This window comes from Streptomyces sp. NPDC051207, assembly GCF_040682395.1.
Lineage (GTDB): Bacteria > Actinomycetota > Actinomycetes > Streptomycetales > Streptomycetaceae > Streptomyces.
In genome coordinates this window covers 17,543-43,472 of record NZ_JBFBAX010000012.1, presented here as the reverse complement: position 1 = coordinate 43,472, position 25,930 = coordinate 17,543, and the positions used below count along the sequence as shown (strand labels likewise).

Here is a 25,930-nt window from a genome sequence, read left to right as displayed (position 1 = left end):
TGCCGTGCGCGGGCCGGGGGCCCGGCTTTCACGCCGCACGAATCAGCACAAACGGAATGTGACCGTCCGTACCATTGCGGCCGGTCAAGGACTTATGCTCAACTCATCTCCACCGGAGCTTCACACTTGAAGCACTGGCCTTCCGTCGACCGGGCCCGACGTCGACGGGCCCGCCCGGACCATTCCGAGGGGGAGGGGGCAGCCGCTCCACCGCACCGGGTGGGGGTGGATCCCGCGTGACAGCGCGGGATGCGCACCGGTCGGTGGAGCGGCTGCCGCACGGCCGCCGGTCGCGGCGGCGCCGGGAGGCGTCAGGCCTGTCCCGTCTCGAAGCGGGTGATGCGGCCGTCGCCGTCCACGGTGAAGCTCCAGCGGGTGCGCATCTCGCCCCACACGTCGTTCCGGTGGCGGGCGAGCAGCGAACGGCCGCCCCGCGACTCGTTGTCCACCTCCAGGTGACCGTGCGAGGAGAAGATCTCCCGGTCCACCCACTTCGCGAGGTCCCGGTCCGAGCCGTCGTCGGACATCGTCGCGCCCGGCGCGAGCAGCGCCATGAGGCCCTCCCGGTCGTGGGAGTTGACCGCGTCGACGAAGGCCCGCACCGCGGGATCGCTGAGCTTGGCTGTCTGAATGGTCATGCGGGCAGCGTCACACCGCCCCCCGGCCCCCGCCACCCGAACGGCCGCCCGGACGGGCCGGACGGGTGGCAGCGGTGCGACGGTGGAGGACGGAGCCGCAGACGGGGCGCGGGGAACCTGTCGGCGCCCGCCGACCTCTGCGGCACCCACCGACCCCGCCGACCCCGGCCGGCCCCGCCGACCCGGTCGGCACCCACCGACCCCGTACCGCGACCCGGGAGACACCGTGACCTGTTACGACCGAGGCGATCTGGGCCTGTTGCTGCTCCGGCTGGGCGCCGGGGCCACCCTCGCCGCGCACGGCGCGCAGAAGCTGTTCGGCTGGTTCGGCGGCGGCGGCATCGAGGGCACCGGCCAGTTCATGGAGTCCATCGGGTACGCGCCGGGCACCGCCAGCGCCACCGCCGCCGGGATCGCGGAACTGGGCGGCGGCACCCTGCTGGCGCTGGGCCTGGCCACGCCCGCCGCCGGTGCGGCGGCGGCGGGCGCGATGGCGGGCGCCGCCGCGGTGCACGCCCCGAACGGCTTCTTCAACCAGAGCGGCGGTTACGAGTACGCCGCGACCCTCGGCCTCACTGCGGCCGGTCTCGCCGTCACGGGCCCCGGCCGGATCTCCCTGGACCACGCGCTCGGCCACGCCGTCAACCGGGGCTGGATGATCCCGGCGGCCTTCGCGGTGACGGGCGCGGCGACGGCGCTGGTGGTGGCAGCGCGGGGGCGCAGGCTGCGGCAGCAGAGGGAGGGCGAGCAGGAGGCGCTGTTCGAGGAGTAGGCCGGTCGGTCCGCCAGTCCGGCGTGGCAGGCTCGGGCGCATGAGCGAGCACATGACCGAGCGCAAGACCGAGCACGACGGGGCCGGGCACGACAGGACCGCGCACGGGATGACACGGACGGTTCCCGCGCCCGCCGCCGACTCGCCCGACCTGTGGTCCACGGTGGAAGAGCTGTGGGCCTGGCTGGACTCCCACCGCGCCCACGACGGCCGCGAGGGCCTGGCCCTGCGCATGCTGAAGCTGTCGGAGGAGGTCGGCGAGGTCGCCCAGGCGGTGATCGGGGCGACCGGCCAGAACCCGCGCAAGGGCGTGACGCACACCTGGGAGGACGTCCAGGCGGAACTGTGCGACGTGGTGTTCGCGGCGCTGGTGGCGCTGCGCACGCTCACTCCCGACGCGCGCGAGGTGTTCACCCACCACCTGACCAGGGTCCGGAACCGCTCGCTCGCCACCGGCAACGCGCCACGCCCTCTGGACAGTTGACGACGCGGACTCACATGGAAGGTGGGCACTCGCGCCCGCGCCGGCCGACAGGTTCGACGGTCCGGTTCCGCCGGGTCACCTCGTGTCGCGCGGGGACCTGCCGTCCGCGGCGTTCGCGGTTGACGCGGCTCGGGTGGCGGGTCGCCGACGGCTCGGCGCCCGCGACGCTGTTCGCGCCGCGGGCCAGGGCCGTCGGGCGTGGAGACGCAGTTACGGGAGGACGATGTTGCGGCCGGGGCCGCCTTCGAGGGCGTCCTCTCCGGTGCCACCGCAGAGGAGGTCGTCGCCGCCTTCGCCGTGCAGTGTGTCGTTGCCGGGGCCGCCGAGGAGGATGTCGCGGCCGTCCCCGCCCATGGCGTGGTCGTCGCCGGGGCCGGTGTGCACGGTGTCGTTCCCGCCGTAGCCCTCGATCATGTCGTCGCCCCGGTCGCCCCACATCTGCTGGTTGCCACTGTCACCCATCAGGTGGTCCATGCCGTCGCCGCCGTGCAGGGCGGCGGGTCCCATGACCATGTCGTTCCCCGCGCCGCCCAGCACCGTGCGTGCGGTGTGGGCGTGCAGTTCGTCGTCGCCGGGGCCGCCGCTGACGGTGCCGACCCCGGGGGTGAAGGCGGCGACCGTGTCGTTGCCGTCGCCGAGGAAGACGTCGATCCTGTCGGGCCGGGGGCTGTCGGCGGGCAGCTCGCAGACGACGGAGGTGGTGTCCTCGGCTCTGGAGTACGCGCAGTGGTCGCCCGGTTCGAGCGGGACCACGTCCCTGAAGCCGATCCGCCGGATCCCGTCGCTGGTGTACATGGGGAATATGTTGAGGTCGTTGGTCTGCCCTGCGGCGGCGGTGAAGACGATCGACTGAGTTGCCCAGTCGGCTCCGACGCGGGCCTTCGCCTCGGTGGTGGCGGCTGCCGGGCCGACGGCGAGGCTGGCGGTGAGCAGGGTCACGGCGGCCGCGCTGACGGCGGCTCGGTTTCGGTTCACGAGACCTCATCTCGGTGGAGTGACGGTGGACCGACCTGCGTGGCGTGGTGCTGCCGGGGACCGGGAGGACCCGGTTGTGAAGGCAGTCTCCCCTGCTGGTCCGGATTTGCAAGACCGCGTGCTGACGCGGCGTCATGCCACGTCCCGCTGTCCGGTCCCGGGAACGGTTCTGGCTCCCGGTTTCACGGCAGATTCCCTGCTCACCACCCGCCTCTTTGATCAACTCCGTTCGTTTCATTGACATTTCACGCAGAAGTCCTACCGTTGGGAGCGCTCCCATAACAGCCTTGCCACTGGAAGGAGTTCCCCCCACATGCCCAAACAGAGTCCGTTAACAGGGCGTTCGCGGTCGTTCCTCCGCCGTCCTCTCCAAGCGCTCGTCATGCTGTTCGCCGTGGTTGTCGGCGCACTGACCTGGTCGGCCCCCGCCCAGGCTCACGGCACCGTCATCGGCCCCGCCACCCGCGCGTACCAGTGCTGGAAGACGTGGGGCAGCAACCACACGAACCCGGCGATGCAGACCCAGGACCCCATGTGTTGGCAGGCCTGGCAGGCCAACCCCGACACCATGTGGAACTGGATGAGCGCGCTCCGCGACGGCCTCGGTGGCCAGTTCCAGGCGCGGACCCCCGACGGGACGCTCTGCAGCAACAACCTCTCGAGGAACGCCAGCCTGAACAAGCCCGGGCCGTGGAAGACCACCACCGTCGGCAACAACTTCTCGATCCAGCTGTACGACCAGGCGTCCCACGGTGCCGACTACTTCAAGGTCTACGTGAGCAAGCAGGGCTTCGATCCCAAGACCCAGACCCTGGGCTGGGGCAACCTCGACTTCATCACGCAGACCGGCCGCTTCGCCCCGGCGCAGAACATCACGTTCCCCGTCCAGACCTCCGGCTACACCGGACACCACATCGTGTTCGTGATCTGGCAGGCCTCGCACCTCGACCAGGCCTACATGTGGTGCAGCGACGTGAACTTCGGCTGAGCCGGGGAGCGCCGCACACGGCACCGGCCTCTGCCGGGCGCCGGTAACCCGCCGCCCGGCCGACCGAGCCCCGTCGGGGCAGGGGACCCCTGTGGTCACCCTGCCCCGACGGGGCTTCCCGTCCCCGCCTGCTGAGCACTGAGGACGAGAACCTCATCGTCGAGACGGCCACCACCCGGCCCACCGCACTGGGCACGCCCTTCACCCGCTGGTCGGTCCGCAGGCTCGCGGACCACCTCCGGCAGCTACGCGTCGTCCAGGCCGGAGGAGAAGTTGCGCCGCAACGGCGTGGACCCGGGTGAGCTGAAGCCGGTCGTCGTGGAGGCCATCGCGGCCGGGGACCTGGGGCGCGGCATCGAGCTGACGTCTGAGGAGATCGCCGAGCGCCTGTCCGTCGCGGGGATGCTGGAGGAGTGCCTGGAGAAGGTCCGGCGGGACATCGCGCCCAGCGGGGTGAACCACATGATCTGCGCCGTCACGGACCGCGCCCCGGTGCGGGCGTCCACCGGCCGGGACCTGGCGCGGGCGGCGGACGTGGACAGCTGCGGCCGATCGCCGAGCGGATCATGCCGGCGTTCGCGTGGCGCGGCCCCCGCCTTCCACCTCCGCCCGCCGCGGACGTGACGGAGCCCGGGAGCGGTGCCCGGCTCCCGGGGCCCTGCGGATGGGGTGCGGGTGCGGGATGCCGGCCTCCTCCGCGCGGTTACGCGGCGTTCTGCGCGGCGAGTGCCAGCTTGCGGTGGGTGCGGACCATCATGGTGCGCGCCATGAAGGGGTGGACCCGCTTCACCACGCCCCAGTACAGCCGGGAGCGCAACGCGGTGGTCTTGACCGAGCTGCACAGCGTGACGCGGTTGTCGTCGATGACGATCGAGGCCCAGGCGTCGAGGCCGGCCGTGCTCACGTTCATCAGGGCCTCGCCGTCCTGCTGCGCCGCGATCGGGAAGGCGTCGCGCAGGATGCCGGTCCAGGCCGCCGGATCGCGCGGCATTCCGGGGCGCAGCTCCATGGCGTACGCGTCCTGGTAGTCGGGGTGGTCCACGGCGTTCCTGATCAGCCGGGCGCCTGCGGGAAACGCCACCGCCACGGGCTTGTCCTTGAGCATCGCATCCTCCATACGCTGACGTATGGAAACCATACGGTACCGTATGGTCATGGTGCAACGGGAGAAGGCGGAGCAGCGGCGGCAGACCAGGAAGGCCCGGCTCAGCGCCCGCGACTGGGCGGATGCCGCGCTCGCCGCCATCCGGGAGGGCGGCGGCCTCGGGGCCGTCGCGGTCGAGCCGCTCGCCGCCCGGCTCGGGGCGACGAAGGGCAGCTTCTACTGGCACTTCGGCAACCGCGAGGCGCTGATCGAGGCCGCCCTCGCCCGCTGGCTGGAGGCGGACACCGAGGAGATCATCGCGGCGGTGGAGACCGAGCCGGACCCGGAGAAGCGCCTGCGCCGGCTGTTCTCCGAGGTCACCAAGCCGGCCGCCGTCGATCCGCTGGAGGTCTCCCTGCTGGCCAGCGCCGACCACCCCCAGGTCGCCGCCGCGCTGCGGCAGGTCACCGAACGCCGGATCGGCTATCTGACCCGGCTGTTCACGGAGCTGGGCTTCGGCGAGGACGCGGCGCGGCAGCGCGGCCGGATGGCGTACAGCTTCTATCTCGGCCACACCCAGCTCGGCCACGCCGTGCCCTCGGCGCTGCCCTCGCCCGAGGAGTTCCCCACCTACCTGGAGGAGACGATGGACGCCCTCCTCCGGCGCGGCTGACACAGACGCCCGGTCATGCCGCCAGGGCGCCCGGGGCGAGCAGGCCCAGTTCCACGGCGTGCACCCCGGCCTGGAAGCGGGAGACCGCTCCCAGCTCCTGCATCAGCTCGGCGACGTGACGGCGGTAGGTGCGCACCGACAGGCCGAGGCTCTGGGCCGACGCCTCGTCGGTGTTGCCGGAGGTGAGGCAGACCAGCACCTGCCGGGCGATCTCGCTCCGGCCGCGTGCAGAGACCCTGCGGTAGCTCTGCGCGGGCGTCGCGGTGGACCAGGCGCCCGTGAACAGGGCGTCCAGCGCCCGCAGCACGATCGGCACGCGGAACGTCACGGTCTGCGCGCCCGCCCGGCCGAACTCGGCGCGCAGCAGCGCCATCCGCTCGTCCACGATCAGGACGGCCTGGTGCTGGTGCTCCGCGATCCTGACGTCGAAGCAGGCCCGCGGCGGCAGGGGCACCAGATGGCGCCGTACGTTGCGGTCGTCGAGGATCTCCGGGCCGCCGAGCACGCGGACGGCGACGCCGACGGCGGAGATCTCACGCAGCCGGTCGAGAAGGCCGCTGAGCGCCCCCGACATGGTCGCCTGGCACGACGGCAGCGCCAGGGTGACCGAGCGGCGCGCGGTGGAGATGAGGCGCTCGGCGGTCCGCCGGATGCGCTCGTCGCTGGGATCGGTCACCACGGTCACCGCGCTCTGGGCGGCTCCTGCGCGCTGACGGGTCTTGGAGACCGCGTCCTCGACCAGCGCCCGCATCTGGAGCAGCGTCTGCTCCAGCTCGTCCCCCATGTTGGTCCTTTCCTGTCCGGTGCTGATGGTTCTGATGGTTCCGGCTGATGGTGGCGGTGTGCCGAATCGCGTCTGCCGGGTGCTGCCTGCCGCCGCCCGGGCCCCGCCGGGCCCGGGCGCGTCACGTCGTGATCTCGCAGATGACCGCGCCGGAGGTGAGGGCCGCGCCGACCTCGGCGGACAGGCCCGTGACGGTGCCGGAGCGGTGCGCGTTGAGCGGCTGTTCCATCTTCATCGCCTCCAGGACGACGACCAGGTCGCCCTCCTCGACCCGCTGGCCCTCCTCTACCGCGACCTTGACGACCGTGCCCTGCATCGGGGAGGCGAGGCTGTCCCCGGAGGAGGCCGCGGGGCCGGATCGCCTCGCCGTGCGGCGTACGGGACCGGCGCCGCCCGCCGGGGCCGTACGGGCCGGGGCGGCGAACAGGGACGACGGCAGCGCGACCTCCAGGCGCCTGCCGCCGACCTCGACCACGACCGTCTCCCGGCCGCCCTCCTCCTCGGCCGCGTCGGCGCCGGGGGCGGTGAACGGCTCGATGCCGCCCGCGAACTCGGTCTCGATCCAGCGGGTGTGCACGGTGAACGGCTCGGCGGTGAAGGCGGGGTCCACGACGACCGCGCGGTGGAAGGGGAGCGCGGTGGCCATGCCCTCCACGCGGAACTCCGCCAGCGCGCGGGCGGCCCGCTGCAGCGCCTGCTCACGGGTGGCTCCGGTGACGATCAGCTTGGCCAGCAGCGAGTCCCACGCCGGGCCGATCACGCTGCCGGACTCCACGCCCGCGTCCACGCGCACCCCCGGGCCGGACGGCGGGAGGAACGCCGTCACCGTGCCCGGCGCGGGGAGGAAACCCCGGCCCGGGTCCTCGCCGTTGATGCGGAACTCGAAGGAATGACCGCGCGAGAGGGGGTCGTCGTAGCCGAGTTCCTCGCCGTCGGCGATGCGGATCATCTCCCGCACCAGGTCGATGCCGGTGACCTCCTCGCTGACCGGGTGCTCGACCTGGAGGCGGGTGTTGACCTCCAGGAAGGAGATCGTGCCGTCCTGGCCGACCAGGAACTCCACCGTGCCCGCGCCGACGTAGCCGGCTTCGCGCAGGATCGCCTTCGAGGCGCGGTACAGCTCCGCGTTCTGCGCCCGCGACAGGAACGGCGCCGGCGCCTCCTCGACCAGCTTCTGGTGGCGGCGCTGCAGCGAGCAGTCGCGCGTCGACACCACCACCACGTTGCCGTGGGCGTCCGCGAGGCACTGCGTCTCCACGTGCCGCGGCCTGTCGAGGTAGCGCTCCACGAAGCACTCGCCGCGCCCGAACGCGGCCACCGCCTCCCGCACCGCCGACTCGTACAGCTCCGGCACCTCCTCCAGGGTCCGCGCCACCTTCAGTCCGCGCCCGCCGCCGCCGAAGGCGGCCTTGATGGCGATGGGCAGGCCGTGTTCCTCGGCGAAGGCGACGACCTCCCCGGCCCCGGACACCGGGTCGGGGGTGCCGGCGACCAGCGGCGCCCCGGCGCGCTGCGCGATGTGCCGGGCGGCGACCTTGTCGCCCAGGGCGCGGATCGCGGCGGGCGGCGGGCCGATCCAGGTCAGGCCCGCGTCCAGCACGGCCTGGGCGAAGTCGGCGTTCTCGGACAGGAAGCCGTAGCCGGGGTGGACGGCGTCCGCCCCCGCGTCGCGTGCCGCCTTCAGCACCTTCGCCATGTCCAGGTAGCTGGTCGCCGGGGTGTCGCCGCCCAGTGCGAACGCCTCGTCCGCCGACCGGACGTGCGGGGCGTCCCGGTCCGGGTCGGCGTAGACGGCGACGCTTGTGATGCCGGCGTCCCGGCAGGCCCGGGCCACGCGGACGGCGATCTCGCCGCGGTTGGCGATGAGGATGCTGCGTATCGGGCGGGCGGGTACGGGCGTCCGCCGCGGGGCGGGCCGGTGTTTCATCGGTGTGACCTCCAGGATCCGGCCGGGAGACAGGTCGCGCGGTGGGTGCGGTCCCAGCCCGCCCGCAGCGGGCCGGGGTCCACCGGTTCGGGCGCGCCGCCTCCGCTCATCACCACGGCGAGCAGGGCCGCGAGGTCCTCCGGGTCCGGGTCGCCCCGTAAGACCGTCAGGTGCGGGGCGGCCGGGCGGGCAGGTGTCGTCATCGCCATCACACCGGCGGGTTGCCGTGCTTGCGCGACGGCAGGTCGGCGTGCTTGGTGCGGAGCATCTCCAACGAGCGGACCAGGATCGCGCGGGTCTCGGCCGGGTCGATCACGTCGTCCACGAGGCCGCGTTCGGCCGCGTAGTACGGGCCCATCAGCTCGGTCTGGTACTCCTTGATCTTCTGGGCGCGCATCGCGTCCCGGTCGTCGGCCGCCGCGATCTCCTTGCGGAAGATGACGTTGGCGGCGCCCTCGGCGCCCATCACCGCGATCTCGTTCGACGGCCAGGCCAGCGACAGGTCCGCGCCGATGGAACGCGAGTCCATGACGATGTAGGCACCGCCGTAGGCCTTGCGCAGCACGAGCGAGATGCGCGGGACCGTGGCGTTGCAGTAGGCGTACAGCAGTTTGGCGCCGCGCCTGATGATGCCGTCGTGTTCCTGGCCGACGCCGGGCAGGAAGCCGGGCACGTCCACCAGGGTGACGAGCGGGATGTTGAACGCGTCGCAGAACTGGACGAAGCGTGCGGCCTTCTCGGAGGCCTCGATGTCGAGCACACCGGCCATGCTGCCGGGCTGGTTGGCGACGATTCCGGTGACATGGCCGTCGAAACGGGTGAGCGTGCAGATGACGTTGGTCGCCCAGCGCTCGCTGACCTCGAAGTGCTCGCCGTCGTCGACGATCTCCTCGATGACCCGGCGCATGTCGTACGACCTGCTGGGGTCGGCCGGCACCAGGTCCACCAGGCGCCCGGTGGCGCGGGTCGGCGAGTCCGCGGCCGGTGCCCTCGGCGGTACTTCGCGGTTGTTGGAGGGCAGCAGGGAGAGCAGGTAGCGGACCTCTTCCAGGCACTGTTCCTCGTCGTCGTACGCGAAGGCCGCGACGCCCGAGGTGCCGGCGTGCACGTCGGCGCCGCCGAGTTCGTCCTGGCTCACCCGTTCCCCGGTGACCGCCTGCACGACGTCGGGGCCGGTGATGAACATCTGCGAGGTGCCGCGCACCATGAAGACGAAGTCGGTCAGCGCCGGGGAGTACGCGGCGCCGCCGGCACACGGTCCCAGCATCACGCTGATCTGCGGAATCACCCCGGAGCAGCGGGTGTTGCGGCGGAAGATGCCGCCGTAGCCGGCGAGGGCGGTGACCCCTTCCTGGATGCGGGCGCCCGCTCCGTCGTTCAGCGACACCAGCGGGGCGCCGGCCGCCTCGGCGAGGTCCATCACCTTGTGGATCTTCTGGGCGTGGGCCTCGCCGAGCGCGCCGCCGAACACGCGGAAGTCGTGCGCGTAGAGGAAGACCGTGCGGCCGTGCACGGTGCCCCAGCCGGTGATCACGCCGTCGGAGTGCGGGCGGCGCTGCTCCATGCCGAAGCCGGTCGCCCGGTGCCGGCGCAGCGCCTCGATCTCGGTGAAGGAGCCCTTGTCGAGGAGGAGTTCGATCCTCTCGTGGGCCGTGAGCTTGCCCTTGGCGTGCTGGCGTTCGGTGGCGGCCGGGTCGGGGCCGCGCCGTATCCGGGTCTTGAGTTCGGTCAGTTCGCCCAGCCAGGTGCTCAGGTCCCGCACCGGAGCGGTGGGCGGGGGATTCTCGTCGGTGTCCGTGACGCTGCGCATGTGCGTGTCCCCCTTCATGCCGCGGTGCCGGGCCGGGCCGTCCGGTGGCCGGTGAGCGCGACGGTCCTGGCGAGCCTGCGGGCGTCGTCCGTCCGGTGGCCCGGCACCTCGGGCGCGATCCGCCGGCACAGCCCGGACAGCACGTGGCCGGGCCCCACTTCCACGAACGCCTCGGCGCCCGCGGCGGCCAGCGCGCGCACCGCGCCGGTCCAGCGGACCCGGCCCGTGAGCTGGCGGCGCAGGCAGTCGCGGATGTCGACGGCCGAGCCGAGCAGGTCCGCGGTGACCCCCGAGACCACCGGCACCCGCGGCGCGCGCAGGTCGACCTCGGCGAGTTCGGCGGCGAACTCCTCCTCGATGTCGGCCATCAGGCTGGAGTGGAAGGGCGCGCCCACCTCCAGGACGGCCACCTTGAGGGCGCCCGCGTCCCGGGCGGCCTCGCAGAGCAGGTCGACGGCGGCGGCCTGGCCGGACACGACGACCTGTCCCGGTTCGTTGTCGTTGGCGACCTCGACGACCTGGCCGGTGCCGGCCGCCGCGCGTGCGCAGAGGGTTTCGACGGTGGCCAGGCTCAGGCCGATGACGGCGGCCATCCGGCCGGGCACCCGGACGTTGACCTCGGCCATCAGCTCGCCGCGGCGGCGCACCAGGCGCAGCGCGTCGGTCCAGTCGAGGACGCCCGCGCTCACCAGGGCCGTGTACTCGCCGAGGCTGTGCCCCGCGACGAGGGCGGGCCCGATGCCGTGTCCGCGCAGCACGTCCAGTGTGGCGATGCTGGTCAGGAAGACGGCGGGCTGCGTGACGGACGTGTCGCGCAGGGCCTCCTCGGGGCCTTCCCAGCAGAGCTTGGACAGCGGGAGGCCGAGGATGTCGTCGGCCTCCCGGTAGTAGGTGTCCAGCAGGTCCGGTCGCTGGTCGAGCAGATGGAGTCCCATGCCCACCCGCTGCGATCCCTGGCCGGGGAAGACGAATGCGGTCTTTCCCATGACGGCGCACCCCTTTCACGGGAGTCGGTTCATGCGTCGGACGCTAGGCAGCCGGAAGGAGGCCGGGCCGCGCATTGGCCAGAAACTGACAGGAGGCCGGTATTCCGTCAGAAGTGCCTGACGGGCATGTCAGCTTGTTGCGTTTCGGAACCGGCGGGAGGGTCAGCCGGCCTGCCGCTCCTGACCGCGTTCGCCGCGCAGGAGTCCCGCTTCGGCGGCGAAGACGCCCGCCTGGAATCGGGAGTTCGCCCCGAGAAGGCGCATGATCTCCGCCACGTGCCGGCGGTAGGTGCGCACGGACATGTCCAGCTGGCGGGCCGCCACTTCGTCGATGTAGCCCTCGCAGAGGCACACGAGCACCTCGTGGGGGAACTCGTGGCGAATGCGGTCCAAAGACAGCGGGACCGCGCGTTTCCAGGCGCCGGCGAACAGGGCGTTGAAGGACTGGACCACGGCCGGGGCACGCACCAGCGCGGCGTGCGAGACGCCTTCCTTCACGTGGCGCGTCAGGACGGTGCGGCCGTCGACGATGACGGCGCCGTGCAACTGCGCGTCGGTGATGCGGATCTCCAGGTCGTGCCGCGGCCGCTTGAGGTCGAGCAGCCCGAACTGCTCGGCCGTGGACTCGGAGCCGAGCATGCGGATGCGGATGCCGGACAGGCTTTTCGGCGCCCTGGAGAGCACGAACGTCGGCAGCCCGGACCCGGAGCGGTCGGAGGGCAGCACGACGTCCACCCGGCGCTCGGCCCGGCCGAGCTGGTCGGCGAGTTCCCGCAGGGCCTTGTGGACGTCCTCGGTCGTGGTGAGCAGCGAGTCGCTTTCCGCCACCGCGAGTTGGTTCTTCGGGAAGACCGAATCGATGAGCGAGCGTATCTCGAGAAGCGCGCTTTCCGCTTCGCCGCCGGAATGCGGCATGGATTCCACATGATCGAACACTTCGCGTCCACCCCCGTGGCACGGGACGGCGACGGGGCGTGTCCCCTTGGGGCCCCGTCGCTCATCCCTACTGCTGACCCGACGAAAAGCAATGATCAAAAACGCCGTCGTGGTCAACTGTATAGCGACGCAAAGTAGCCAGTCAACGCGCGTCAATTCGGTGATAATTGAACTAGTTTCCCGCAGGAAACATGAAGGGTCCTCAAATTGCTGCGGAATCGGTGGAGGAAACCGCTCCGTTTTTCGGCGGCAGGCGCCTGCCCGCGGTCATCACCACCGCGCCGAGCAGGCCGAGGACCACGCACAGCGGTGAGTACAGCGCACTGTTCCACCGCTGGAACTCGTCGGTGGCGCCCGAGTTGAGCAGGAAGCCGCCCAGGCCCCGGCCGAGCAGGACGAGGACCAGGGCGTAACCGGCGAGCGTGCGCAGCCCCGCGGGGCCGACGGCCGGGACAGTCCGGTTGACCATCAGCATGAGCAGCGCGCCCGCGATCAGCGCCAGGCCGACCAGCGCGGACAGCGCGGGCGGCGGCATCTCGCCACTGTCGCTGCCGAGCACTGTCCTGCTGAAGGAGACCTCGTCGTCCAGCGGCCAGGGCGAGAACGCCCAGACGAGATGGAGCACCCCGATCACCACCAGTGCGGCGGTCAGCACCGCCGGAACCAGCGTGCGTACCAGGGTGGTCACAGAACGATCCCGCCGTCGATCTGCATCACGGACCCGGTGATGTACCCGGCCCGCTCCGACGACAGGTACGAGACGAGGTCGGCGACCTCGTCGGCGGTGCCCATCCGGCCCAGTGGCACGCCCGAGACCATCTGCTTCGCGTACTCGGGGTCGAGCCCGGACACCATGTCCGTCTCGATGAAGCCGGGCGCGACGGCGTTGACCCGGATGCCGTACCGCCCGACCTCCTTGGCCAGCGACTTGGTGAAGCCGATGATCCCGGCCTTGGTGGCGGCGTAGTTGGTCTGCGAGGCGATGCCGTAGACGCCCGCCACCGAGGACAGCGTCACGATGGACCCGGAGCGGCGCTTGAGCATGTCGAAGGCGACGGAGCGGCACACGTTGTAGGTGCCGGTGAGGTTGACGTCGACCACCTCGTGCCACTGCTCGTCGGTCATCAGGAGCAGCGGGTTGTCGCGGACGATCCCGGCCGAGGCGACCAGGACCTCGATCGGGCCGAGCTGTTCGCCGACCTGCTTGACCAGGTCGCGCACCGGGTCGGCGCGGGACACGTCGGCCTGGACGGCGAGGACGCGGGTGCCGTGCCGGGAGGCCTCCTCGCGCACCTCGTCGGCCGCCGCCGACCGGGACGAGTAGCAGAAGGCGACGTCGTAGCCGTCCTGGGCGAGGCGCAGCACGCAGGCGCGGCCGATGCCCCGGGAGCCTCCGGTGACGAGGGCCACCTTGGCGGTCCGTTCAGGCATGGGTCAGCTCTCCTTCGGTGGTGTTCTCGCCGGGTGCGGCCAGTTCGCCGCCCGGGCGCATGGTGATGACGATCGAGCCGACGGTCAGCAGCGGCGCGCCGTCCAGGAGGCTCTCGCCCTCGAAGATCAGCGTCGTGCCGACGCTGCGGACGTGGCGCACCCGGTGCTCGACGAGGCTGCCGGGCAGTGCCCTGCCGTGCACCTGGATGCCGCTGATCGAGCCGAACAGCATGACCAGGCCGGCGAGTTCGGCGGGGTCCGCCTGTTCCCAGAGGGCGAGCACCCCGGCGGCCTGGCACCAGGACTCCACCAGGAGGGCGACCGGGTAGGCGTGGTCGTCCTCGGTGGCGTCGTCGGGCAGCTGCGCGTACCAGGGCTCGTTGACGGTGACGGCCTTGACGGCGGTGAGGGACACTCCCGCCTCCACGGCGGTGACCCGGTCCACGAGCAGCATCGGGTAGCGGTGCGGCAGCGTCTCCTTGAGCCGGTCGACGGGGATCATGACGTCTCCCGCAGGTCGTAGCCGAGGCGGACCTGGGCGGTCCTGCCCCGGGAGGCGGACAGGGCGGCGTGCGCCTTCCAGGCTCCCGCCTTGAGCTTCCACTCCAGGTCGACGGTGACCTCGTCGCCGGGGAAGACGGGACTGAGGAAGCGCACCGACTCCACGGCGGCGAGCACCAGCCGCCCCTGTCCGGCGGGCGGGTGAGCCAGGGCGGTGTGGTGCACGGTCTCGATCAGGCAGACCCCGGGGAAGATCGGGAAGCCGGGGTAGTGGCCGCGGAAGACCTGCTCGTCCGCGCCGACGGTCAGCCGGGCGGTGGCTCCGGCGGACCGGCGTTCGAGGGTCCGCACGGTGCGGTTCAAAGGGGTGGCGAAGGCCACGGGCATGGCGGGTTCAGCTCCTTTCGTATACGGCGGTGGTGCGAAAGCGGCGGCCGTCAGTACGGCGGTGGTCCTCCCGACGAGGCCGGCCGTCAGTACGGCGGTGGTGCCGAAAGGCGGGCGGGCGGTCAACGGCGGTGCGCAGGCGGCGGGCGGTCAGCCCGCGGCCGGCACCACGTGGGCGACCGAGACGTTGCCCTGTGCGGCGACCCCGACGACGAGCTGTTCGGCGAAGGCCTCCCGCAGCAGGGCCGCGACCCGCACGGCCGGTTCCAGGCAGCCGGCGCCGGCCCGGACCCGCGTCGCGTCCTCGCCCAGCGCGTCCCCGACGACGCGGGTGACCGGGTCGTCCCCGCCGACGACCCACACCCCGGGCCGCCTGCGCACCAGGCCGAGGGCCGCCACGGCGTCCGCGAGCAGCCGTTCGGCCTCCTCGCGGCCCCGGGGGGTGTCCGCCAGCGGCGGCGGCAGCAGGAAGCTGCGCACGTGCACCCGGCCGTGGACCCGGCCGCCGCGTGCCGCCACCTCCTCGGCGCGTTCCACGACCAGGGCCACCGCTCCGTCCTCGCTGCCGGCGGCGCCGGGCTCGGACCGGTCGAGCGGGGACTCGGCGGCGCCGGCCAGCAGCCAGCGGGCACGGCCGGCGCGCAGTGCGCGGACCCCGTGCTGCACGGCTTCCAGGCCCGCCACCCGGGGGCTGTGCACGCCGAGGCTGAAGCCCTTGAGGCCGTGTTCCATGGCGACCCGGGAGCCGACCAGGTTCACCGAGAAGTACGGGACCGTGGCCGGGCTGAGCAGGGTGGAGTCGCCGTCGATGACCGTGCGGTCGAACTCGCCCTGGAGCTCGGACATGCCGTTGTTGGTGCCGACGGTGATCGCCCGGTGGTGCTCGGGCACGTCGGCGAGCGGGGAGCCGGTGTCGGCGAGGGCCCGGGCGGTGGCGGCGAGCAGGTACTGGCTCGCCCTGGGCAGGTACTTGTAGCCGCGGCCGAGTTCGGCGCGGTGGTCGAACCAGCCCTTGGCCCCGGCGCCCCGCGGGGCGAGGGCGGCTTCGGTGACCACGCCGATGCCGGTCACCACCAGGTCAGCGGTCATCGCGGTTCACCCCGCAGCAGGAGGGACATGTTGTTGCCGCCGAAGGCGTAGGAGTTGACCATCGCGGTCCGCCCGGCCGGGGTGGCCGCGTCGGCCGGGACGTGCACCGGGCACTCCGGGTCGGGTGTGGCGACCGGCAGGTTGGGCGCGAGGTGGCCGTGGTGCAGGAAGAGGGCCGCGGCGACCGTGGCCAGGCCGCCGGACGCGCCGCCGGTGTGACCGATGAGCGCCTTGAGGCTGTACAGCGGCAGCCGGCCGGTCCGCTCGCCGAAGATCTCCCGCATGGCGCGGGTCTCCACGAGGTCGTTGAGCCTGGTGCCGGTGGCGTGCGGGACGACGAAGTCGACGTCGCCGGGTCCGGTGCCCGCCTCGGCGAGCGCGTCCCGCATGGCCCGCACGATCTGGGTGCCGTCCGGGTCGAGGCCGGTCGCGTGGTAGGCCTCGCAGCTCCACCCGGTGCCGGTCAGCGTCGCGTACACCCGGGCGCCGCGGGCCCGTGCGGTCTGCGCGCGTTCCAGGACGACCGCGCCCGCGCCCTCGCCGAGCACGGTGCCGCCCCGGGTCGCGTCGAAGGGCCGGCAGCTGACCGGGTCGAGGGCGCCGACCTGGTTGAAGGCGGCGTGCGCGACCCTGGAGTACGTCTCGAAGCCGCCGACCACGACGGCGTCGGCCTCCCCCGCGCGGATCATGTCGGCGCCGATGGCCATCGAGTAGCCGCTGCCGGAGCAGGCGTTGCTGACGGTGCTGGCGAGACCGGCGCAGCCGAGCACGCGGGCGACGACGGACGCGGTGGAGAACACCGGCGTCCACACGTCGTCCGCCGGGAAGCTGCCGTCGGCGCGCCACTGCTCGATGACGTACGCGTCGGCGATGGAGGTCCCCATGACGACGGCGGTCCGGCCGTCGCCGAGGCCGCCGAGCCCGGCGTCGGCCACCGCCTCGCGGGCGACGGCGAGGGCCGCCCGGGTGGCGTCGCCGATCGTGAAGCCGTCGACGGATTCCGGCTCGGGGGGCAGGGCGCCCTCGGGCAGGAAGTGGAAGTCCCTGATGGGGACGTGGGCCAGGGGGTCGGGGGCCTGGGCCGCGACGGGCGGGGTGGGGTCGAGCAGCCCTTTCCAGAAGCTGTCCACCCCCGCGCCGAGGTGGCACAGGGCGCCCAGGCCGGTGATGACGACGTCGGTCACCGTCTGTCCTCCCTCTCTGTGGGGTCGGTCGTTGGTGTGGGCGGCGGGCCTGTGCCGGTCAGAGGAAGAAGATCCGGTCGTAGTCGGGCCAGCGAACCGCGAACTCGCCCGCCGCCACGCACTCCACCCCGTCGATCAGCCGGTCCTCGCCCAGGCCCAGGGCCGCCAGGTCCTCGTGCTCCACCCGGATGCCGACGCCCAGGTCGCGCAGCCGCAGCAGATCGGCGCGCGGCGCGTCGAGGGTGTCCACCGGCCGCCTGCCCACCATCAGCGGCCCGGGCGGCGGGGCGTCCACCGCGTAGGTGACGGCCTCGCCGCGCAGCAGCAGGTCGAGGCCGAGCTGCCGGTGGATTTCGATCCCGAGGAACAGCGCGTCGAAGTAGGCGACTTCGACGGCCCCCCGGTAGGCGCGCTCCACGATCGCCAGTGAGGTCATCAGGCCACCCCCAGGAACAGCGTCCTGGTGGCGGCGTGGACATGGCCGCCGAAGGTGTGCGGCGGGCGCATGCGCACCTCGGGGATGTGGCCGGTGGCGCCCCGGTGCTCGCTGCACGCGCGGCAGCCGAACCAGTGCAGCCGCCCTGGGAACGCCTCCAGGAGTTCCCGGATCAGCGTGACGGTGGTCGGGTACCGGGTGTGGCGGTCGAGCAGGTTGGCGGGCTTGTCCTCGCCGAGCGCCTCCTGGCTGAGCATGGTGCTGTAGCCGCAGGCCCAGACCTGGACGCTCGCGCCGCGTTCCAGGAGCGCCTGGAGCAGCCGGAACACCGAGGTGGTGAGTTCACCGGTGTGCGGCGGGCCCATCACGACGAGCAGGACGTCCGTCCGCGGGGTGCGTGCCATCAGTGCCACACCACCCTGGTGCCGGGCGCCAGCAGTTCGCCGGCCACCTCGTCCATGCCCACCAGCCGTGCCCGCGCGGGCAGCCGGTGCGCCGCCAGGCCGCGCTGGGCCAGCGAGTACCGGTCGACCCACAGCTCGGCCCCGTGGTCGAGGAGTTCGGTCAGCGCGGGCTGCGCACCGGGCAGTGCGGCGGTGACGCCCTCCTGGACCAGCACCAGGCGGACCGGGTGGCCGGCCCGCGCCAGGGCCGCCGCGTCGCCCAGGAACCGGGCGCCGGCCGGGCCGGAGGCGGGTCCGGACGACTCGATCAGCACGAAGTCGGGCACGGCGGGTCACTCGCCCCGCAGGGCCGTGAGGACGTGCTCGTCGAAGGGGACGAGGGACCAGTCCTTGCGGTCGGAGAACACGGCGTAGCCGTGCACGATGGTGCCGGTGGCGGTGGGGACGAGCCTGCCGTCGCGGATGACGTAGCAGTCCATCCGCGAGGTGTAGGTGAGGTCCTTGAAGATGTCCTCGACGGTGAAGACGATGTGGAGTTCCTCCTCCATCAGCGCCTCGTCCAGGAAGCGGATCTTCGAGTGCGGCACGACGGGGATCCACTTGCGCTGGTCGAGGAGGGTCTTGATGGAGATGCCGCGGTGGGCGACGAAGCGGTCCTTCGCCTCCTCCATGAGCCGCAGGTAGCCGGACATCTGCAGGCGCTCGTTGTGGTGGCAGTACGGGTAGGAGATCCGCCAGCGCCAGGCGACGGCGTTGCTGTCGCCGACGAGTTCCTTCAGCAGCGGGTCGGTGGTGTGGGTGGCGGTCAGCCCGATGTCGGCGCTCGGGAGGAGTTCGGCGTCCCGGACCGGCTCGGCGGTGGCGATCCGCTCGACGGCGTACGGGGCCAGCTCGGCCGGGACGGCGTTCACGGGGTCGACGTAGCGCTCGCGGCGAAGTGCCACGCGCACCTTGGCGGTGACGTCCTTGTTCCTGCCGTCCTTGGAGAGGGTGACCGCGAAGGTGAGCGCGGTGCCGTCGCCGGTGGGGCGGACGGTGGCGGTGGCCGTGTCGTCCAGGTGGAAGGCGTTGAGGATGCGGGTGTCGAGTTCGGCGAGCTCCAGGCCGAGGCCGTATTCCTCGAAGAGGGTCCGCGAGGGCAATTCCGCGGCACGGAAGTGCGCGAGTACGGCCTCTTCGACCATGTAATTGACGTGTTTGAAGCCGATCCAGGTGTTGATGTTGTTGCCCTCGTAGCGGGGGCGCACCTCGGTTTCGGTGGGCTGCCCGGTAAGGACGCTCAGCTTTTTCGCAAGTGACGTGGACGACATCGGAATTCCCCGTTCCTTTGGCTGGTCAACGGCTCTGTGACGCCTGGAAACGTAGGCGCAACCACAAGTTCCGCCCGGGGGCTTGACAGCTTCCTGCAGAGGGTGTCCGGGGTTTCGCACCCGGGCCGTTCAGCTTCCTGCCGGTTCTCCGTTCCCGGTGATGTGCCGCCCTAATGTCGCCCCGGAAACACGGGATTCGCGCAGACGGGGAGTTGTTCAGGTGACTGAGATCGCCATGACCGGCCTGGGCGTGGTCTGCCGGCTGGGCCGGGGCGTCGGGACGTTCTGGTCCGGGGTGCGGGCCGGCGCCACCGCCGTCGCGGACCGGGTGCCCGACCCGGACCTGAAGGTGCCGCTGCCGCTGTACTACCTGGTGCCCGGCGGGTCCACGGACGAGGCGCCCGCGACCCGGTACACCGTGGACGCGGGGCTGGAGGCGTACGCCGACGCGGGGCTCGACGCGGTGCCCGGCGCGCGGATCGCCGTGGTGATGGGCTCAAGCGTCGGCGACGCCCGGCAGGTGGAGCTGGCCCGCGCGGGCCGGGTCCGGCCGGTCGCGGACGCCTCGCCGCCGTTCACGCTGGCCTCGGCGCTCGCCGCGCGCATCGGTGCCGGGGCCGGGGCGCTCAATCTGAGCAACGCGTGCGCGGGCAGCGGGTACGCCATCGCCATCGGCGCGGAGATGATCCGCTCGGGCGAGGCCGACGTGGTCGTGGCGGGCGGCGCGGAGGCCTACTCGCGGGTGACCGTCGCCACGTTCAACCAGATGGGCGCGCTCGCCCCCGACCGGCCGCGGCCCTTCGCCGGGGACCGGGCCGGTGTCGTGCTCGGCGAGGGTGCGGGCGCCGTCGTCCTGGAGTCGGCCGCGCACGCGACGGCGCGCGGCGCCCGGGCGTACGCGCGGCTGGCGGGCTCCGGCTGGAGCTGTGACGCCGCGCATCCCACCGCGCCCGACCCGGCCGGTACCCAGGCGGGCCGTGCCATGCGGGCGGCGCTCGAGGAGGCCGGAGCGGGTCCCGGCGACGTCACGCTGATCGTCCCGCACGCGACCGGCACGAAGCTCAACGACAGCACGGAGGCCGCCGCGATGGGCGCGGTGTTCGGTGCACGCCTCGGCGCGATCCCGCTGCACAACCTGAAGGCGGTCGTCGGCCATCTCGCGGGCGGCGCCGGGGTGCTGGGCACGGTCCTCGCGGCCCTGTGCTTCCACCACGGCACGGTGCCCGGCAATCCGGTGACGTCCGCGCCGGACCCCGAGTGCCCGGTGCACCTGCCCGGCGGGGCCACCGCCCTGCGCTCGGGGGTCGCGCTGGTGAACGCCTACGCCTTCGGCGGCAACAACATCTCCCTGGCCCTGACCGGAGCGTCCTCATGACCCAGGACTTCGTCGTGTCGGCCGTCGGCACGCTCGCCCCGCCGCACCCCGGCGCGACCGGCTGGTTCGACCAGCGGGCCGAACTCGGCCGCGGCTACCGCCACCTGCCCACGGCCGCCCAGTACCTGCTGGCCGCCGTCAAGCGGGTGCTGGCCCAGCAGGGCGCGGCGGACGGGCTGTCGGCCGTCCCCGAGGAGCGGCGCGCGGTCGCCGTCGGCACCAACCACGCCGTCGCCGCACTGCACGCCGAGATCGACCGGGCCACCGTGGAGGGCGAGGCGCGTCTGCTGTCGCCGACCGCCGTCCCCTACTTCTCGCCGAACCTCATAGCGAGCCGGGTGGCGATGGAGCACGCCCTGAAGGGATTCAGCCTGGCCGTGCACACCCCGCGGACCGCCGGCCTGGAGGCGCTCCAGACCGGGCTGCGCGCGCTGCGCTCGGGGCGCGCCGACTGGCTGCTGGCCGGGGCGACGGAGGTCGTGCCGCCGGAGTCCGACAAGGCGGCGGTGACCGTCCGGGGAGCGGCCGAGGACGGCGCGCTCGCCCTGGTCGTGGAGTCCGCGCGGTCGGTGCGGGACCGGGGGCTGCGGGCGCTGGGGCGGGTCGAGGCGCGGTCGCTGTTCGTGCCGCCGCACCAGGGCGCCGGGGCGCCGCTGACCGCGCTGCTCCAGGACCTCGGCGTCCCGTCCGCGGCGGCGGTCCGGGTGGCCGGCGACGGTTCGCCGCTCGCCGCGGCGGTGGCGGCCGTGCTCGGCGTCGCCGCGGAACCCGCCGGGGCCGGGTCCCTGCGCCCCCTCCAGGCGGTCGCCGCGGCGCTCTCGGGGCCCACCGCACCGCAGCTCGTCGTCGCCGTGACCGGCGCGGGCCATGTCACCGCCGTCCTCGTCACAACCTCAACACCCCAGTGAAGGAGAGCACTTCATGGCAACTCAGGAAACCGTTCCGAAGGCAGGCGGCGAGTCCGCGGCCGGGGCACGCGGCTGGACACTGGCCGTGGTCTGCATCGCCACGTTCATGCTCATGCTCGACCTCACCGTCGTCAACGTGGCCCTGCCCGACATGCGGGTCTCGCTCGACGCCGACTTCGCCGACCTCCAGTGGGTCCTCGACTCCTACGCGCTGACGCTGGCCGCGTTCCTGCTCACCGGCGGTTCGATCGCCGACCGGCTGGGCCGCAAGCGGGTCTTCAACGCCGGCTTCGTCGTGTTCACCCTGGCCTCGCTGTGGTGCGGCCTGTCGCAGAGCATCCTGCAGCTCAACCTGGCGCGCGGGCTTCAGGGCGTGGGCGCGGCCGTGCTGTTCGCGGTCGGACCGGCCCTGATCGGGCACGAGTTCCGGGGCAAGGACCGCGGCAAGGCCTTCGGGATCTTCGGCGGTGTCGTCGGCCTGGCGATCGCCTTCGGCCCGCTGATCGGCGGCGCTCTCACCGACGCGCTCAGCTGGCGCTGGATCTTCCTGGTGAACGTGCCGATCGGCGTCCTGGCGCTGGCCGTGGGAGCGCTGCGCATCCGCGAGTCCCGCAACCCGTCCGGCCATCCCGTCGACTGGCCGGGCCTGGTGGTGTTCTCCAGCGCGCTCGGCCTGCTGGTGACCGGCTTCCTGCGGGGGCACGCGGAGGGCTGGGACAGCGCGCCCATCGTCTCGATGTTCACCGGCTCGGGCGTGCTGCTGGTGCTGTTCGTGGTGATCGAGCGCCGTCGCGGCCCGGCGGCCATGCTGGACCTGTCGCTGTTCCGCATCCCCACGTTCAACGGCATGTCCGCGGCCACCCTGCTGTGGAACGCCACCGTGCTGAGCGCGATCTTCCTGCAGATCGGCTACCTGCAGAACGTCCTGGGCTTCAGCCCGCTGGAGACCGGGGTGCGCTTCCTGCCGATGACGCTGACGCTGTTCGTCGTCGCGGGTGTCACCGGGCTGCTGACGGCCCGGGTGTCGCCGAGGCTGCTGGCCGTGGTCTCGGGCACGCTGATGGCGGTCGGCCTCGGCCTGGTCACCCTGGTGCGGGACGACAGCGAGTGGACCGTGCTGCTGCCCAGCATGCTCGTCGCCGGTGTCGGCATGGGCATCTACCAGCCGCTGCGGGCCGCGCTGTCGGTCGGCATGGTGGAGCCGGAGAAGGCGGGCATGTCCTCCGGGATCGCCGAGACCTTCCAGCAGGTCGGTGTCGCCCTCGGCATCGCCGTGTTCGGGGCGATCTTCCAGAGCCGGGCCGCCGACTCGTTCGCCGCGTCACCCGCCGCCGGCGAACTGGGCGACAAGGCCGGCGAGTTCGGGGACGCGGTGGCCACCGGGGCCGTCGGCGAGATGGCCGGGGCGCTGCCGCCCGAGACCGCGGGGATGGTCACCGAGGCGGCCCACTCCGCCTTCGTCGACGGTCTGCAGGACGTCCTGATCGCGTCCGCCGCCGTGACCGCCGTGGGCGCCGTCATCGCGCTGCTGTGCATCCGCTCCCGGGACCTGCACGAGAGCGCGCGCGGCGACCACACCCTCGACCTCGACGCCGAGCTGCGCGAACTGCCCGAGCTCGGCCTGTCACCCCACGTGAAGGACTGACCGACCGTGCCCACCATCACCACCCGCCGGACGACCGGCGAACCCCCCGGCCGGATCTGGGACGCCCTGCTCGACTGCGCGTCCCTGCCGTCCTACGTCCCCGAGATCGCCGAGGCCGCGGTCCTGGAGCAGGACGGGGACCGGCGGACCACCCGCTGGGCCGTGCTGCTCGACGGGCCGCGCCTGGAATGGGTGCAGGAGGAGTCCCTCGACCACGAGCGGCGCCGGATCGGCTTCCGCCAGCGGCAGGGCCCGCTCGGCGGCTTCGCCGGCCACTGGCAGGTCGGCACCGACGGCCCGCTGACCACCGTGGAACTGCACGTCGGCTTCGAGGTCGGCATCCCGCTGATGGACGCCCTGCTCGGCCCGATCGCCGAGCGGACCCTGCGCCGTTTCACCGAGTCCGCGCTGACCCGGATCGGCGAACCCGCCGCCCCCGGCCCGGCCGGCAGCACGCCGAGGAGCACCCGATGAAGATCCTGCTGACCGGGTCCGGCGGCGTGGTGGGCAGCGAGGTGCTCGCGCAGCTCGCCACGTTCGGGGACGGGGCCGAGGTGACGGCCGTGACGCGGCGTCCCTCCCGGCCCGCGGAGACCGGCTGGGTGCTGGGCGCCGAGCCCGCCCCAGCCGAGCTGCGCCGGCACTGGGACGTCGTGATCCACAGCGCCGCCTCGACCCGGTGGACGATGACCAAGGAGGAGGCCGTCGCCGCCAACGTCCGCACCACCGAGGCCGTCCTCGAACTCGCCGACGCCGACACCCACGTCGTGCACATCTCGACGGCGTACGTCGACGGGCAGGAGGGGGCCGGGCAGGACGCCGAGTACGGCCCGTACCGCAACGGCTACGAGTGGTCGAAGGCCGAGTCCGAGGAGGTCGTGCGGACCTGGCACGCGGGCCCGCTGACCATCGTGCGGCCCCCGCTGGTGTTCGGCCGAGCCACCGACGGCGCGATCGCCCGGCTGTCCGGCCCGTACGCGATGGTGCAGTCCCTGGTGTCCGGTCTGGCGCCCGCGCTGGTCGGCGACCCGAACGGCTTCATCGAGCTGGCCCCCGTGGACCAGGTGGCCGAGGTCATCGTGGCCGCCGCGCTGGGCACGCCGCCGGCCGCGACGGCGGTGGAGACGATCGCCGCGGGCGACGGCTGCCTGCGCGTGTCGGACATGGTGGCGGTCATCACCCGGACCATCAACGAGTGGCGGGCCGAGCGGGGCATCGCCCCGATCCCGCTCGCCCCCGTCATCCCGGCCGCCCACTGGCACGGCTTCTTCCTTCCGCTGTCCACGCCGCATCTGTCGGACGTGCAGCAGCGCGCTGTCGAACTGCTCAGCATGTTCGAGAGCTACACCAGCATCCCGGCCCCCTTCGAACCGACGAAGAAGGTCCTGGACCCGGGCGCGGTACTGGCCCGCTCGGTCCGCTGGTGGGCCGACGCCAAGCCCCGGCACGCCAAGCGGCTGCCGGAGCCCTGGCAGCTCGTCCCCGCCTGACCCGTCCGGCCCTCGCCCCACCTCACGTAAGGAAAACAGGACATGACCACTGCCACGCTCGAAAAGGAATCCCTGCGGGAACTCGTCGCCGACGCCCTCGACGTCGAGATCGAGGACGTCACCGACGACGCCCTCTATGTCGACGACCTCGGCGTCGACTCCCTGATGGGGCTGGAAATCCTCGTCCAGCTGGAGAAGAAGTTCGGCGTCAAGATCTCCGAGCAGGAATTCAGCGAGATCACCACCTTCGGCCAGACCTACAGCCTGCTCCATTCGAAAGTCACCGGATGAGCGGCCACGAACAGTGCCGGTCGGTCCGCACCCCCTTCACGGTGGTGCGGGCCGACTGCGCCGTGGGCACCAGTGCGGTCGAACTGCCGCTCGATCCCGCCGAGCCCGTGTTCCGCGGCCACTACCGCGGCTTTCCCATCTTCGCGGGCGTCTTCCTCGTCGAGACGGCCCACCTGGCCGCGCTCGGCCGGCCGCCCGCCGACGCCCCCGCGCTGCGCCTGGCCCGCCTGGAGTCGGCCCGGTTCCTGCACCCGGCCTACCCCGGCGACACCCTGACGTTCACGCTCCGCTGGGCGCGGGACGGGGCCGGGTGGGTGTGCCGGGCGACGGCCGCCACCGAGCGGGACCGGGTCGCCCGGATCCGGCTGCGCTACGAGGACGCGGGCACCGCCGCCGCCCTCGCCGGCCCGCCGGAGTTCTCCGCAGCGCCGGCGGAACTGCCCGCCGGGCTCGGCCCGTTGTCGCTGCCCGAGCTGATGGCCCGCATCCCGCACCGCGACGAGATGCTGCTGATCGACCGGGTGCGGACCTTCGTCCCCGGCGCGCACGTCACGGCCGAGAAGGCGGTGACCTACGGCGAGCCCTGGTACCGGCACCTCGGCGACGAGGCGAAGGACCCGGCCGCGTACGCCTATCCCGTCGGCCCGCTGATGGAGTCCTTCAACCAGGCGGCGGCGGTCCTCGCCACGGCCGGCAGGGCGAACACGGACGTGCTCGCCGAAGAGGTCCTGATGCTGGGCAGCTACACCGATCTGGCCTTCGGCGCCCCGGTGTTCCCCGGCGACACCCTCGAACACCGCGTCCGCCTCGCCCGCACGGTCGACGGCATCCAGATCTTCGAGGGCACCACCCGGGTGCGCGGCGAACTGGTCCTGACGGTCGGCCAGGCCGTGCTGGCGCGCCGCCCCGCGGGCCACCTGCGGCAGGCCCCGCCGATTCACTGACAACTTCCTGCCGCTGCCGCTCCGGCCGCCTTTCCGACGGTCGAGAATAAGGCCACGGAAATCACGTCGCGCACCGGTCGGACCGCGCGCAGTCCACTTCTCCGCACCGACCGGATCGCGCCCGTCGATTCGCGTGCGAATCAGCCGCGAACAATCCCTTCCCTCACCAGGAGATGAGACATGTCCACCGAACTCGCCGAGCGCACCGAAACCATCAAGGAAATCGTCTGCGACATCCTCGAGATAGAGGAGGACGAGGTCACCCGGACCAGCCGGTTCAAGGAGGACCACAACGCCGACTCGCTGCGCGCGATCGAAATCCTCGCCGCCCTGGAGAAGCAGTTCGGCGTGGTCATCAACCAGAACGAACTGCCCCGCATGGTGAACATCGAGGGCGTCTACAAGGTCGTCGCCGAGGCCGCGGGCTGGTAGTCCGCGCCCGGATCCGGGTGACGGCCAACGACTGTGAACGAAAGGG

The 25,930-nt window shown here is 72.6% G+C and carries 31 protein-coding genes and 1 pseudogene; 13 read left to right on the top strand and 19 right to left on the bottom strand.

Translation table 11 applies throughout. The annotated features are described in order from the left end of the window. Positions 1-311 precede the first annotated feature (311 nt). Positions 312-638, bottom strand: a complete 327-nt coding sequence (locus tag AB0M97_RS14510; protein ID WP_365961177.1) for a nuclear transport factor 2 family protein — start codon at positions 636-638, stop codon at positions 312-314. Between the two features lie 226 nt (positions 639-864). Between AB0M97_RS14510 and AB0M97_RS14505 the strand changes: the two genes are divergently transcribed. Both AB0M97_RS14505 and AB0M97_RS14500 read left to right on the top strand, forming a co-directional pair. Further along, positions 865-1,410: a DoxX family membrane protein gene (locus AB0M97_RS14505; RefSeq protein WP_365961176.1), complete on the top strand. Its 546-nt coding sequence runs from the start codon at positions 865-867 to the stop codon at positions 1,408-1,410. A gap of 109 nt (positions 1,411-1,519) precedes the next feature. Next, positions 1,520-1,894 carry a MazG-like family protein gene (locus AB0M97_RS14500; protein WP_365961302.1) on the top strand — a complete coding sequence of 125 codons (375 nt, stop codon included), beginning with the start codon at positions 1,520-1,522 and terminating at the stop codon, positions 1,892-1,894. A 210-nt stretch (positions 1,895-2,104) separates the two neighbouring features. On the opposite strand, the gene AB0M97_RS14495 is transcribed toward AB0M97_RS14500, so the two are convergent. Continuing rightward, entirely contained in the window at positions 2,105-2,869 is a 765-nt protein-coding gene (locus AB0M97_RS14495) for a calcium-binding protein (RefSeq protein ID WP_365961175.1), read from the bottom strand. 382 nt (positions 2,870-3,251) lie between these two features. Here AB0M97_RS14495 and AB0M97_RS14490 point away from each other — a divergent pair, with 382 nt between their 5' ends. Together AB0M97_RS14490 and AB0M97_RS14485 are read left to right on the top strand one after the other, a co-directional pair. Continuing rightward, complete coding sequence (locus AB0M97_RS14490; RefSeq protein ID WP_365961174.1) at positions 3,252-3,857, top strand: lytic polysaccharide monooxygenase; 606 nt, start codon at positions 3,252-3,254, stop codon at positions 3,855-3,857. Between the two features lie 225 nt (positions 3,858-4,082). After that, positions 4,083-4,435, top strand: a pseudogene (locus AB0M97_RS14485) (5,10-methylene tetrahydromethanopterin reductase); the annotation flags it as partial. Between the two features lie 125 nt (positions 4,436-4,560). Here the strand turns inward: AB0M97_RS14485 and AB0M97_RS14480 are convergent. Continuing rightward, positions 4,561-4,962: a hypothetical protein gene (locus AB0M97_RS14480; protein WP_365961173.1), complete on the bottom strand. Its 402-nt coding sequence runs from the start codon at positions 4,960-4,962 to the stop codon at positions 4,561-4,563. Positions 4,963-5,011: 49 nt separating this feature from the next. Between AB0M97_RS14480 and AB0M97_RS14475 the strand changes: the two genes are divergently transcribed. Further along, positions 5,012-5,614 (top strand): TetR/AcrR family transcriptional regulator, encoded by a 603-nt coding sequence (locus AB0M97_RS14475; protein WP_365961172.1) that lies wholly within the window; start codon positions 5,012-5,014, stop codon positions 5,612-5,614. A 13-nt stretch (positions 5,615-5,627) separates the two neighbouring features. On the opposite strand, the gene AB0M97_RS14470 is transcribed toward AB0M97_RS14475, so the two are convergent. From AB0M97_RS14470 to AB0M97_RS14395, 16 genes are all read right to left on the bottom strand, one after another. Continuing rightward, positions 5,628-6,398: a LuxR family transcriptional regulator gene (locus AB0M97_RS14470; protein ID WP_365961171.1), complete on the bottom strand. Its 771-nt coding sequence runs from the start codon at positions 6,396-6,398 to the stop codon at positions 5,628-5,630. A gap of 121 nt (positions 6,399-6,519) precedes the next feature. Then, entirely contained in the window at positions 6,520-8,277 is a 1,758-nt protein-coding gene (locus tag AB0M97_RS14465; protein ID WP_365961301.1) for a biotin carboxylase N-terminal domain-containing protein, read from the bottom strand. 44 nt (positions 8,278-8,321) lie between these two features. Continuing rightward, complete coding sequence (locus AB0M97_RS14460) at positions 8,322-8,528, bottom strand: acyl-CoA carboxylase subunit epsilon (protein ID WP_365961170.1); 207 nt, start codon at positions 8,526-8,528, stop codon at positions 8,322-8,324. Between the two features lie 5 nt (positions 8,529-8,533). After that, on the bottom strand, positions 8,534-10,135 hold the full coding sequence (locus tag AB0M97_RS14455) for an acyl-CoA carboxylase subunit beta (RefSeq protein ID WP_365961169.1): 1,602 nt from the start codon (positions 10,133-10,135) through the stop codon (positions 8,534-8,536). A 14-nt stretch (positions 10,136-10,149) separates the two neighbouring features. After that, positions 10,150-11,121 carry an ACP S-malonyltransferase gene (fabD, locus tag AB0M97_RS14450; RefSeq protein WP_365961168.1) on the bottom strand — a complete coding sequence of 324 codons (972 nt, stop codon included), beginning with the start codon at positions 11,119-11,121 and terminating at the stop codon, positions 10,150-10,152. 162 nt (positions 11,122-11,283) lie between these two features. Continuing rightward, on the bottom strand, positions 11,284-11,949 hold the full coding sequence (locus tag AB0M97_RS14445; protein ID WP_365961167.1) for a helix-turn-helix transcriptional regulator: 666 nt from the start codon (positions 11,947-11,949) through the stop codon (positions 11,284-11,286). A gap of 310 nt (positions 11,950-12,259) precedes the next feature. Next, positions 12,260-12,745 (bottom strand): DUF3995 domain-containing protein, encoded by a 486-nt coding sequence (locus AB0M97_RS14440; RefSeq protein WP_365961166.1) that lies wholly within the window; start codon positions 12,743-12,745, stop codon positions 12,260-12,262. Continuing rightward, positions 12,742-13,488 (bottom strand): 3-oxoacyl-[acyl-carrier-protein] reductase, encoded by a 747-nt coding sequence (fabG, locus tag AB0M97_RS14435; protein WP_365961165.1) that lies wholly within the window; start codon positions 13,486-13,488, stop codon positions 12,742-12,744. The genes AB0M97_RS14440 and fabG overlap by 4 nt, the downstream gene beginning before the upstream one ends. Continuing rightward, positions 13,481-13,990, bottom strand: a complete 510-nt coding sequence (locus AB0M97_RS14430; protein WP_365961164.1) for a beta-hydroxyacyl-ACP dehydratase — start codon at positions 13,988-13,990, stop codon at positions 13,481-13,483. Before AB0M97_RS14430 ends, fabG begins: the two co-directional genes overlap by 8 nt. Further along, positions 13,987-14,376 (bottom strand): hypothetical protein, encoded by a 390-nt coding sequence (locus AB0M97_RS14425; RefSeq protein WP_365961163.1) that lies wholly within the window; start codon positions 14,374-14,376, stop codon positions 13,987-13,989. The genes AB0M97_RS14430 and AB0M97_RS14425 overlap by 4 nt, the downstream gene beginning before the upstream one ends. Positions 14,377-14,526: 150 nt before the next feature. Next, the gene (locus AB0M97_RS14420) at positions 14,527-15,465 is read right to left on the bottom strand and encodes a beta-ketoacyl synthase N-terminal-like domain-containing protein (RefSeq protein ID WP_365961162.1); all 939 of its coding nucleotides are present in this window, start codon (positions 15,463-15,465) and stop codon (positions 14,527-14,529) included. Further along, the gene (locus AB0M97_RS14415; protein WP_365961161.1) at positions 15,462-16,649 is read right to left on the bottom strand and encodes a beta-ketoacyl-[acyl-carrier-protein] synthase family protein; all 1,188 of its coding nucleotides are present in this window, start codon (positions 16,647-16,649) and stop codon (positions 15,462-15,464) included. The genes AB0M97_RS14420 and AB0M97_RS14415 overlap by 4 nt, the downstream gene beginning before the upstream one ends. Positions 16,650-16,707: 58 nt before the next feature. Further along, the gene (locus AB0M97_RS14410) at positions 16,708-17,085 is read right to left on the bottom strand and encodes a hypothetical protein (RefSeq protein ID WP_365961160.1); all 378 of its coding nucleotides are present in this window, start codon (positions 17,083-17,085) and stop codon (positions 16,708-16,710) included. Next, entirely contained in the window at positions 17,085-17,489 is a 405-nt protein-coding gene (locus AB0M97_RS14405) for a hypothetical protein (RefSeq protein ID WP_365961159.1), read from the bottom strand. Before AB0M97_RS14405 ends, AB0M97_RS14410 begins: the two co-directional genes overlap by 1 nt. Then, positions 17,489-17,815 (bottom strand): DsrE family protein, encoded by a 327-nt coding sequence (locus AB0M97_RS14400; protein WP_365961158.1) that lies wholly within the window; start codon positions 17,813-17,815, stop codon positions 17,489-17,491. Before AB0M97_RS14400 ends, AB0M97_RS14405 begins: the two co-directional genes overlap by 1 nt. 6 nt (positions 17,816-17,821) lie before the next feature. Then, the gene (locus tag AB0M97_RS14395; protein ID WP_365961157.1) at positions 17,822-18,799 is read right to left on the bottom strand and encodes a thioesterase family protein; all 978 of its coding nucleotides are present in this window, start codon (positions 18,797-18,799) and stop codon (positions 17,822-17,824) included. A gap of 220 nt (positions 18,800-19,019) precedes the next feature. Here AB0M97_RS14395 and AB0M97_RS14390 point away from each other — a divergent pair, with 220 nt between their 5' ends. From AB0M97_RS14390 to AB0M97_RS14355, 8 genes are all read left to right on the top strand, one after another. Next, entirely contained in the window at positions 19,020-20,174 is a 1,155-nt protein-coding gene (locus tag AB0M97_RS14390; protein WP_365961156.1) for a beta-ketoacyl-[acyl-carrier-protein] synthase family protein, read from the top strand. Next, positions 20,171-21,082, top strand: a complete 912-nt coding sequence (locus AB0M97_RS14385; protein ID WP_365961155.1) for a beta-ketoacyl synthase N-terminal-like domain-containing protein — start codon at positions 20,171-20,173, stop codon at positions 21,080-21,082. The genes AB0M97_RS14390 and AB0M97_RS14385 overlap by 4 nt, the downstream gene beginning before the upstream one ends. Positions 21,083-21,095: 13 nt before the next feature. Then, a complete protein-coding gene (locus AB0M97_RS14380) occupies positions 21,096-22,727 on the top strand; it encodes an MFS transporter (protein WP_365961154.1) in 1,632 nt (543 codons plus the stop codon). 6 nt (positions 22,728-22,733) lie between these two features. Beyond that, a complete protein-coding gene (locus AB0M97_RS14375; RefSeq protein ID WP_365961153.1) occupies positions 22,734-23,201 on the top strand; it encodes an SRPBCC family protein in 468 nt (155 codons plus the stop codon). Continuing rightward, entirely contained in the window at positions 23,198-24,217 is a 1,020-nt protein-coding gene (locus AB0M97_RS14370; protein WP_365961152.1) for an SDR family oxidoreductase, read from the top strand. Before AB0M97_RS14375 ends, AB0M97_RS14370 begins: the two co-directional genes overlap by 4 nt. Positions 24,218-24,259: 42 nt before the next feature. Next, positions 24,260-24,508: an acyl carrier protein gene (locus AB0M97_RS14365; protein WP_365961151.1), complete on the top strand. Its 249-nt coding sequence runs from the start codon at positions 24,260-24,262 to the stop codon at positions 24,506-24,508. After that, complete coding sequence (locus tag AB0M97_RS14360; RefSeq protein ID WP_365961149.1) at positions 24,505-25,452, top strand: hypothetical protein; 948 nt, start codon at positions 24,505-24,507, stop codon at positions 25,450-25,452. Before AB0M97_RS14365 ends, AB0M97_RS14360 begins: the two co-directional genes overlap by 4 nt. Positions 25,453-25,632: 180 nt before the next feature. Then, a complete protein-coding gene (locus AB0M97_RS14355; protein WP_365961148.1) occupies positions 25,633-25,884 on the top strand; it encodes an acyl carrier protein in 252 nt (83 codons plus the stop codon). Positions 25,885-25,930 lie beyond the last annotated feature (46 nt).